Below are 8872 nucleotides of genomic sequence, written 5' to 3'. Positions count from 1 at the left end.
CCGGGGGCCGGGGCGGCAGTCTCCGAGCCGGAGGTGCGCGCCCTGGTGGCCCGGGTCTGCGGCTTCCGTGCCGACCGCATCGCCCCGCACGCCCGGCTCGGCGGGGACCTGGGCTTCGACTCCCTGATGCGCACCGAACTCGAACGGCTGGTGGTGGGGCGGTTCCCGCGCGATGTGCGACAGCTCAGGAGCGGGTTGCCGGAGGACCCGACGGTCGACGACCTCGTGCGGGCGCTGCGGGAGAGCGACGGCCCGCGACCGGAGCCCGGGCCGGAGCCCGAGCCCGTACGGGAGCCGGCGGCCGCGACCGTACGAGAGCCCGTACCCGTACCGGAGCCCGTACCGGAACCCGTGCGGCGGGAGTACGCGTTCGAGGAGTGGGAGGAGTACGCGGAGCTGCGGGGCCGGCTGCGGCAGACCGTGGCGAGCGGCTCCAACCCCTACGGCCGGGTCCACGAGGGGTTCAACGCCGGGACCGCCACCGTCGGGGGCCGCCGCGTGATCAACTTCGCGGCCTTCAACTACCTGGCGCTCTCCCACCACCCCCGGGTCCGGGAGGCGGCCAGGGACGCCATCGACCGCTACGGCACGTCGAGTTCGGCGACCCCGCTGCTGTGCGGCGAGACCCCGCTCCACCACGAGCTGGAGGCCGAGATCGCCGCCTTCCTCGGCACCGAGGGCGCGATCGTGTTCGCCGGCGGCCACGCCACCAACGTGGCGACCGTGGGCCACCTCTTCGGCCCGGAGGACCTGATCCTCCACGACGCGTGGATTCACGACTCCACCGTGCGCGGCTGTGTGCTGGCCGGGGCCCGCCGCCGGCCGTTCCGGCACAACGACTGGCGGGCGCTGGACGCGCTCCTCGACGGCATGCGGGACGGGCACCGCCGGGCGCTCGTCGTCGTCGAGGGCGCCTACAGCCAGGACGGCGACATCCCCGACCTGCCGCGCTTCATCGAGGTGAGCAGGCGCCACGACGCCCTGTTGATGATCGACGAGGCGCACTCCCTCGGGGTGCTCGGGGACACCGGGCGGGGCGTCGGCGAGCACTTCGGCGTCGACCGCGGCGACGTGGACCTGTGGATGGGCACCCTCAGCAAGGCGCTCGGCAGCCTCGGCGGCTACATCGCCGCCCGCGCCCCGATCGTCGAGTACCTGAAGTACACCGCCCCGCTGCACATCTTCAGCACCGGCATCGCGCCGGCCAACGCCGCGGCGGCGCTGGCGGCCCTGCGGGTGGTGCGGGACGAGCCGGAGCGGGTGGCCCGGGTGCGGGAGCTGGCGGAGTACTTCCGCGGCGCGGCCCGCGCCCGCGGCCTGGACATCGGGGTGTCACGGGCCTCCGCGGTGGTCCCGGTCGTCATCGGCGGCTGGGAGCGCACCATGGCGATCTCCAACGCGCTGCTGGAGCGGGGCGTGAACGTGATGCCCATCGGCTATCCCGCCGTCGACCGCGACGCCTGCCGACTGCGGTTCTTCGTCAACGTCGACCACCGCGAGGCCGACCTCGACCACAGCCTCGACCTCCTGGGGGACATCATGACGTCGGAGCACGGCATCGGCACGGGCAGGAGCTCGGGCACCGGCACGGGTAAGGCCACCGGCACCGGCAGCAGCCCTCGCAGCGGCACCGGCACCGGCGCGGCGGCGCGGCGCACCGCGGGCCCGGCCGCCCCGGCCCCACGCGCCGCCCCGCTCCCGGCGGCCGCGCCACCGCGGGGCGCCGAGGTGCTCGTCGCCGGCGCCAGCGGCTTCCTCGGCGGGCGGCTGACCCGCACGCTCGCCGAGCGCGGCCACCGGGTACGAGCCCTGGTGCGGGCCGGCAGCGACCGTTCCGCCTTCGAGGGCGCGGACGTGGAGGTGGCCGTCGGCGACCTCGGCGACCCCGGCAGCCTGCGCCGGGCGGCCGCCGGGGTGCGGTACGTCTACAACTGCACCGGCAAGTCGGCCGACTGGGGGCCCTGGCGCGAGTTCGAGCGCGTCAACGTCGACGGCAGCCGCCGCCTGGTGGAGGCCGCGCACGCCGCGGGCACGGTGGAGCGCTTCCTCCACGTCAGCACCACCGACGTGTACGGCTATCCGGTGCGGCCCGGTGACGAGAGCACCCCGCTCACCGACGTCGGCCTGCCCTACAACCGCAGCAAGCTGCTCGGCGAGCGGGCGGTCCGGGAGGCCGCCGGGCGGGCCGGGCTGCCGCTCACGGTGGTGCGCCCGGTGTCGGTCTACGGCCCCCGCAGCAAGGACTTCGTCATCGAGATCGCCCGGCTGCTGCTGCGCGGCCAGATGGTGTTCATCCGCCGGGGCGCCGTGCCCGCCGGGCTGCTGTACGTGGAGAACGCGGTCGACGCGATGATCGCCGCGTGCACGGCGGAGACGACCGCCGGGCGGGAGTACAACCTGCGCGACCCGGAGCTCACCACCTGGCGCGAGTACGTGACGGCGCTGGCCGAGGGCCTCGGGGTCAGGCCCCCGGCGCTGAGCCTGCCGAGCCCCGTGGCGACGGGCGTCGCGACCGCCGCCGAGCGGCTGTACGGGGCGCTGCGGATCGGTGCCCGGCCCGTGCTGACCCGGCACGCGGTCCACCTCTTCGACCGCGACCAGTCGTACGCCATCGACCGGGCCGTCGCGGACTTCGGCTTCAAGAGCGAGGTGGGTTACGAGGAGGGCGTCCGGCGGACCCTCGCCTGGCTGTACTCGCCCGAGGGCCGCCGCCGGCTGGGGCGCTGACCGGTCGACCGGCCGACCCGCCGAGTGCGACCCGCCGAGCGACCGGCTCGGAGCCGAGGAGAGAGGAGCACGCCGTGACCCCGCTCGTACCGCCTTGCGAGGGCGCGCCCGCCGGCACCCCGCGCGCCACCACCCCGTATCCCAGGGGCCCGCACGCCACCACCCCGTACGCCACCGCCCCGCACCCGGCCGCCGTCCATGGTCCGTGGTTCGCGGTTCCCGCCCCCGACGACACCCCCGCTCTCGCCGGAGGAGCGGCCCCCCTGCGGCTGATCTGCTTCCCCTACGCCGGTGGCACGGCCTCCGTCTACCGGGACTGGGGCCGGCACCTCGGCGGCCGCGCCGAGGTGCTGCCGGTGGCCCTGCCGGGCCGCGGGCCGCGGCTGCGCGAGGCGCCGTACACCGACATCCGGGCGCTCACCGACGCCCTGGCCGACGCCCTCACCGCCCAGCGGCTCACGGCCGACTACGCCCTCTTCGGCCACAGCATGGGCGCCCTGCTCGCCTACGAGGTCGCCTGCGAACTGCGCCGCCGGGGCGAGCCCGGCCCGCGCCACCTGTTCGTCTCGGCGAGCAAGGCACCGCACTTCCACGGCGACCCGGCCGAGGACCGGGTCCTCTCCGACGAGGAACTGCGGCGCTCCGTCCGCGAGCTGGGCGGCCTGGGCGAGGACCCGGCCGTCGGCAGCGCCTATCTGGAGCGCCGGCTACCGGTGCTCCGCGCCGACCTCGCCGTCTGCTCCGGCTACCGCTGGCAGCCGCGCGCGCCCCTGGACTGCCCGATGACCGCCTTCTCCGCCGCCGACGACCCCATCGCCCCGGCGGCGCGGGTCGAGGCGTGGCGGGAGTACACGGCCGGGTCGTTCCTGCGGCGCCATCTGACGGGCGGCCACTTCTTCCTGAACGGCTCCTCGCGGCAGCCGGTCCTCGACGAGCTGCGGCGCGAGCTGAGCCGGCCACACCCGACCCGGAGGAGCCCGGCATGAACGCAAGGACCCTCGTGAAGCTCATGAGGGGCCGTCAGGTCCCGCTGCTGCTCTCGCTGCAGCGGCGGCTGGTGGTCCCGCTGTACCGGGCGGCGTTCCTGTCCGCCGCCGCCCGTTCGGGGGTGCTCTCCCTGCTGGCCGCGCGCCCCTGCGACCTGGGGACGCTCGCCGGCCGGCTGGGCGTGGGCCGGGACGCGCCGCTGCTGGGGGCCTGGCTGGACATCGGGGTCCGGCTCGGCGACCTCGCCTGGGACGACGGCTGCTACCGGCTGCGCGGCACGGCCGCCAAGGCGCTGGCCGGCCCGCGCCAGGACGCCGTGGCCGCCGCGCTGGAGGAGGTGGTGCGGTTCCACACGCCCGTGCTGCTCGACGCGCCGGCGATGCTCAGGGACGGCCGGCGGCTCTCCCTCGCCGACCAGGACGGGGAGGTCATCGCCCGGTCGAGCCGGGTGGTGCAGCCCTTCGTGGAGGAGGCCGTCGACCGCGTGCTGCGGCAGCGGGCGCCGGCCCCCACCCGGCTGCTGGAGGTCGGCTGCGGCAGCGGGGTCCACGTACGGCACGCGGCCCGGCGCGACCCCCGGCTGACGGCGCTCGCCATCGACCTCCAGGAGGAGGTGGCCGCGCGGGCCGCGGCCCGGATGGAGGCGTGGGGGCTGGCCGACCGGGTGGAGGTCCGCCAGGGCGATCTGCGCACCCTCGATGTGGAGCCGCAGTTCGACCTCGTCACCCTGCACAACAACATCTACTACTTCCCCGAGGCCGAGCGGGGCGAGGTGCTGGAGCGGGCCCGCGCCCTGCTGGCGCCCGGCGGCACGCTCCTGATCACCACGGCGTGCCGGGGCGGGAGCATCGGCCTGGAGGTGCTCGACCTGTGGTTCGCGTGCGCCGACTTCGGCGGCCCGCTCCCCCGCGAACAGGAACTCCTCCAGCAGATGGAGAACGCCGGCTTCACCGGTGCGCGGGCGCGCCGGCTCATCCCCGGTGAGCGCTTCTACGCCTTTGTCGCCGTGAACCCCGAGCGGACCCGGACCCGGACCCGGGCTCGGACCCGGGAGGCCGCGGGCCGGGCCGTGGCCTGAGCCCGGCCGGCGCAGGGCCGGAGCGACCGTCCACCCACCCCCGCGGACGCGGGACCCGAGACGCAGGAGACCCCATGGGACCCCAGATCAGGAGCAGGTCGGCACGGACGGCTCCCGAGGCGACGGCCGCGGCACCAACGGCCGCTGAGGCACAGGCCGCGGAGGAACAGGCCGCGGAGGCGGCGACCGAGGCGGCGTTCGCCGAGCACATCGTGGCGCTGGGCGGCCCCCGCGCCTTGGACCCGCGGCTGCTGGGCGGCAAGGGCGCCCGGCTGGACGACATGATCCGCGCCGGGCTGCCGGTGCCGCCCGCCTTCTGCCTCACCACCGGCCTCTTCGACCTCTTCCTCCGGCACACCGGCCTGGCCGCCGACCTCGCGGCGGCGGGCCCGGAGAAGGGCACGGGCGACAGCACGGAGAAGGGCACGAAGAAGAACCCGGAGCAGAGCTCCGAGGACAGCTCCGAGCAGGGCCGGAGCATGCGCGAGCGCGTGCTGGCCCACGAGATCCCCGAGCCGATCGCCCGCGCGGTGCTGGCGGCCTACGAGGAGCTGGGCCGGCCCCGGGTGGCGGTGCGCTCCTCGGCGGTCCGCGAGGACTCCGCGGACCGCTCCTTCGCCGGGCAGCACGACACCCTGCTCGACATCGCCGGCGACGAGGCCCTGCTGGACGCGGTCCGGGCGTGCTGGGCGTCGCTGTGGTCGGACCGGGCCGCGGCCTACCGCGAGGAGGCGGCCCCCGTGGGGTCGATCGCCGTGGTGGTCCAGCGGATGGTGCACGCGGACGCCGCCGGCGTGCTGTTCACCGTCGACCCGATCACCGGCGCCCCGGGGCGCCAGGTGGTCGAGGCCTGCTGGGGCCTGGGCGAGGGGCTGGTGTCCGGGCGGGTGACCGCCGACTCCTTCGTCGTGGACGAGACCGGCCCGGAGGTCGTCGAGGAGCGGGTGCGCTACAAGGTCACCAAGTGCGTGCCGGTGGAGCCCGGCCGGGTCGGCCTGGTCAAGGTCGACCCTGCGCTCCGGGACGTCCCCTGCCTCACCCGGGACCAGCTCGGGCAGTTGACGAAGCTCGCCCTGGACGTGCGCGCCCACTACGGCGGGGAGCAGGACATCGAGTGGGCCCTGCGGGACGGCGAGTTCAGCCTGCTCCAGACCCGGCCCGTCACCACCGCCCCGGCCCGCGCCACCGCCCCGCGCGGCCCGTACGTGTGCGAGCAGCCGGAGGCCGTGCGGCGGGGCACGCTGTGGTCGCGGATGGACATCGGAGAGATCTTCACCGGGATGATGACGCCGCTGGGGCTGAGCTTCGCCCGCTACTACCAGCGGCATGTGCACCCCGACTGCGCGCGGGCGCTGGGGGTGCGGGACACCGGCGACCCGGACCTGCACATGGGCTTCTTCCAAGGCCATGTGTATCTCAACATCTCGTACTCGGCGTATCTGCTCGGGCAGTGCCTGCCGACCCGGGACCAGCGGCACTTCACCCGGCGGTTCGTCAGCGAGGAGGTCGACACCGCCGCGTACACCAACCCCTTCGGCCGCTGGCCGGGCGGGCTGGCCGATCTGCGCTCCACGCTGTTCTGGCTGCGGCACACGGCCCGCGAGACGCGGACGATGAAGTCCCGCGCCGCCGCCATGGTGGCCTCCCGGAGTTACGAGTTCGACCGGGCGCGCCGCATCGACGTCCGGCGGATGAGCCGCCGCGAGCTGCGCGCCGAGCTCCGCCGCCACCTGGACTACTTCCATGACGCGCACGTCGGCTACATGCCGTACTACATCAACGCGTTCGGGTTCTACAGCGTGCTCACCGAGCTCTGCGGCGCCTGGCTGGGCGAGAAGGGCACCAACCTCCAGAACCGCGTCAAGACGGACATGTCCAGCCTGCGGACGGTGGCCTCGGCGCGGGAGATCTGGAACCTGGCCCAGGCGGCGAAGGCCCGCCCCGCGGTGATGCGGATCATCCGGGAGAACCCGCTGGAGGACATCGAGCCGCGGCTGCGCGCGGACGCGGAGGGCGCCGCGTTCTGGCGCTCCCACATGGAGCCGTTCCTGCGCGCCAACGGCACCCGGGGCCGCCAGGAGATGGAGCTCACCCACCCCCGCTGGGTGGACGACCCGTCCTACGTCTTCCAGATGATCCGCCGCTACGCCGCCGACGGCTTCGCCATCGACGAGATCCTCGGCCGCGACCGGGCCCGGCAGGACGCGGACGCCCGGCGGGTCCTGGCCGAACTCCCGCGCGTCAAGCGGCGCGTCCTGGAGACCGTGATCTCGCTCTACTCGCTCTGCAGCGAGCTGCGCGAGACCACCCGGATGTCGATGATCACCTCCATCTGGCTGGTGCGCACGGTGGTGTACGAGGTGGGGCGGCGGCTCGTCGAGGAGGGCGTGCTGCGCTCCCTGGACGAGGTCGCGTACCTGGACTTCGAGGACGTCCGGCGCTATCTGGCCTCGGACGTCCCGGCCCGGGAGGCGTTCCCGAGGGCCGCGCTGGACGAGGCGCGGCGCACCCATCGGTACCTCGGCCGGCTGCCCGAGCCGCCGCTGACGTTCATCGGCGAGCACGACCCGGCCCGCGCCCTGCCGCGGGCGGCCGACGGCGCCCGGATCGAGGGGCTGGGCGCGAGCCCCGGCCGGGTCGTGGGGCGGGCCCGCGTCATCGAGGACCTGGTGTGGCAGGCCGACGAGTTCCAGGTCGGCGAGATCCTCGTGACCCGGTTCACCGACGCCTCGTGGACCCCGCTGTTCGCCATCGCGGGCGGGGTGGTCACCGACATCGGCTCCATGCTCTCGCACAGCTCGATCGTCTCCCGCGAGTTCGGGGTGCCCTCGGTGGTCAACACCAAGTGCGCCACCTCGCGCATCGCCACGGGTGACCTGATCGCGGTCGACGGCGACACCGGGGCCGTCGACATCGTCGCGTCCCACCGGGACGGCCCGACAGGACAGGAGAGTGACACCGCGTGATTCCCGACCAGTGGTATCCGATCGCCTTGCCCGAGGAGGTCACCGCGGACCGCCCCACGGGGGTCCGCCGCCTCGGCGAGGAGCTCGTGCTGTGGCGCGACACCCGGGGCGGGCTGATATGCCAGACCGCCCACTGCCCGCACAAGGGAGCCAACCTCTCCGACGGCCGGCTCCGCGGGGACACCATCGAATGCCCCTACCACGGCTTCCGCTTCGACACCGGCGGCGCCTGCACGGCCGTGCCCTGTCTGGGGTCGCGGGCGCGCGTCCCCAAGTCGCTGCGGATAGCCAACCGGCCGGTGCGCGAGCGCAACGGGCTGGTGTGGATGTGGTGGGGACGGCCGCTGGACACCCTCCCGGAGATCCCCATACCGCACGAGGTGGCGGAGCACCCGGCGCTGTACGCCACCGGGGCGTGGCAGCAGCCCGTGCACTACACCCGGTACACCGAGAGCCTGCTCGACTTCTACCACATCACCTTTGTGCATCGTGATCATTGGTTCAACTACGCCGATTACATGGGGCTCTCGGGGACGGTGCGCCGGCTGGGGCTGGACGGCCGCCGGCGCTATCTGTCCGCGACCAAGGTCGACAACCGGCGGCTGGAGGTGGACGGCACCACCCTGCGGTACACCTTCGACCAGTTCGACGAGGACGACCCGGGCAACACCAGCCACTTCCTGGTGATCTTCACATTCCCCGGCATGGTCCACATCGTGAACAAGCAGTTCGACGTCACCATCTGGATCACTCCGGTGGACGAGGAGCACACCCAGGTCTACTTCCGCTGGTACGAGGACCTGCGGCTGGCGCCCGTACTGCGCTCCGAGCGGGTGCGGCGGCTGCTGCCGAAGGTCGCGCTGTTCATCCAGAAGCGGGTCCAGGAGGTCCAGGACATGCGGGTCGTCTCGCGCATCGAACCCCGGGTGAGCGGGCGCGGGGTGAACCGGTTCGTGGCCGCGGACGAGCTCAACGCGAAGTATGTGTCGATGCGGGAGCGGCTCATCCGGGAGGCGGAGGCGAGGGCCCGCGGCGGCGCGGGCGCGGGCGATCCGGCCGCGGCCGAGGCGGGGGACGACGGGCTGTCCGGGGCCGGGCGCGCGCCCGGCGGCGC

At 74.5% G+C, this 8872-nt stretch carries 5 protein-coding genes; all 5 read left to right on the top strand.

The features are described 5' to 3' along the window. The coding region (locus ACSNOD_RS24215; RefSeq protein WP_436769150.1) for an aminotransferase class I/II-fold pyridoxal phosphate-dependent enzyme at window positions 1–2727 on the top strand (2727 nt) is incomplete at its 5' end. A 74-nt stretch (window positions 2728–2801) separates the two neighbouring features. Beyond that, window positions 2802–3713 carry a thioesterase II family protein gene (locus ACSNOD_RS24210; protein WP_436769149.1) on the top strand — a complete coding sequence of 304 codons (912 nt, stop codon included), beginning with the start codon at window positions 2802–2804 and terminating at the stop codon, window positions 3711–3713. Further along, a complete protein-coding gene (locus ACSNOD_RS24205; protein WP_436769148.1) occupies window positions 3710–4792 on the top strand; it encodes an SAM-dependent methyltransferase in 1083 nt (360 codons plus the stop codon). Before ACSNOD_RS24210 ends, ACSNOD_RS24205 begins: the two co-directional genes overlap by 4 nt. Window positions 4793–4866: 74 nt before the next feature. Further along, on the top strand, window positions 4867–7758 hold the full coding sequence (locus ACSNOD_RS24200) for a PEP/pyruvate-binding domain-containing protein (protein ID WP_436769147.1): 2892 nt from the start codon (window positions 4867–4869) through the stop codon (window positions 7756–7758). Continuing rightward, window positions 7755–8872: Rieske 2Fe-2S domain-containing protein (locus tag ACSNOD_RS24195; RefSeq protein WP_436769146.1), on the top strand; the 1118-nt coding region annotated here is incomplete at its 3' end. The genes ACSNOD_RS24200 and ACSNOD_RS24195, both read left to right, overlap by 4 nt.

Origin of the sequence: Streptomyces sp. URMC 123 (assembly GCF_051386515.1) — a bacterium.
Lineage (GTDB): Bacteria > Actinomycetota > Actinomycetes > Streptomycetales > Streptomycetaceae > Streptomyces.
The sequence above is the reverse complement of the archived record's forward strand: the minus strand, read 5'-3'. Positions and strand labels throughout refer to the sequence as shown.